This is a genomic window from Candidatus Obscuribacterales bacterium, from assembly GCA_036703605.1.
Lineage (GTDB): Bacteria > Cyanobacteriota > Cyanobacteriia > RECH01 > RECH01 > RECH01.
On record DATNRH010000926.1, the window covers coordinates 1 to 1,173 of the forward strand.

Annotated in this window: 1 protein-coding gene; it reads right to left on the reverse strand. The window is 55.1% G+C overall.

What is annotated here, in order from left to right; all coding sequences use genetic code 11:
* Window positions 1-200: 200 nt before the first annotated feature.
* Window positions 201-1,173, reverse strand: a 973-nt coding sequence (locus V6D20_19095; GenBank protein ID HEY9817888.1) for a DegT/DnrJ/EryC1/StrS family aminotransferase, incomplete at its 5' end; no start/stop codon positions are given.

Here is a 1,173-nt window from a genome sequence, read left to right on the forward strand (position 1 = left end):
TCTCACCACCGTCCCCGCCCAGATGATCCTCAACCGAGCAACGAGCTGGTGGGTTCTAGGTTCAGCGCTGCTGTCCATGGGACTCTTCTGGATCTCCCATCGCTTCTGGCGTTTTGCCCTACGGTTTTACACCAGCGCCTCTAGTTAGTTGCGCAGGCAATCAATTGCACAGGATCAGTTGTACAGGATCTGTACAGGCATCAGTCATGCTGTTCAACGCTATAGGAAAAGCGGGTTAGGGACGCGATCGCATCCACCACTCGCTGCACTTGTGCTTGCTCCAGACCTGGATAGAGCGGCAGAGAGAGGACTTCTTGACACAACAGTTCAGTATTGGCAAACGATTCAGGCGGATAGCCCAAATATTTGAACGCCGGCTGGAGGTAGGCCGGAACTGGGTAGTGAACCAACGTCTGAATGCCCTGGGCCGCCAATTCCATCTGCATAGAAGCACGGTCTAGAGGACAGGATTGAGTAATCCGCACAACGTAGGACTGGTAAGCATGCCCTGCCCCACATTGATTTTCCAAGGGCAAAATCCCTTGATCCAACAAAGGGACAAGCAATTGGTCGTAGAACTGGGCTAGGTGCTGGCGTTCGTTCGTCCAGGCCGGTAAATAGGGCAGCTTGACGCTAAGAATAGCCGCCTGCAGAGTATCAAGACGGCTTTGGGCTCCAATATCCGTGTGGTAGTGTTTGCGGGGTGCACCACAGTTACGGAGCGATCGCACCGTCTGAGCCACAATCCCTTCCCGCGTCACCACCATCGCCGCATCTCCTAGGGCAGATAGATTGCGGGTGGGATGGAAGCTAAACGCCGCTGCCATGCCCACAGAACCAGCCCGATAGCCATCTCGCTCAGCAAACGGAGCATGGCTAGCATCTTCAAAGATCATCACATCGTAGGTGCTGGCCAGGCTCAAAAGCTGCACCGGCGATACCATCTGTCCATAGAGATGAACAGGAATAATAGCACGGGTTTTGGGCGTAATCAGCTTCTCAGCTGCCACCAAATCCATCAGGCCGGTTTCCAGATGGCAATCGACGAGAACCGGCGTCGCCCCCGAGCGCACCACGCCCAAGAGGGTAGCGATCGGCATATGAGCGGGCAGCAACACTTCATCACCGGCACCAATACCACAGCCATGCAGCCCCAGGGTAATGGCATCATTT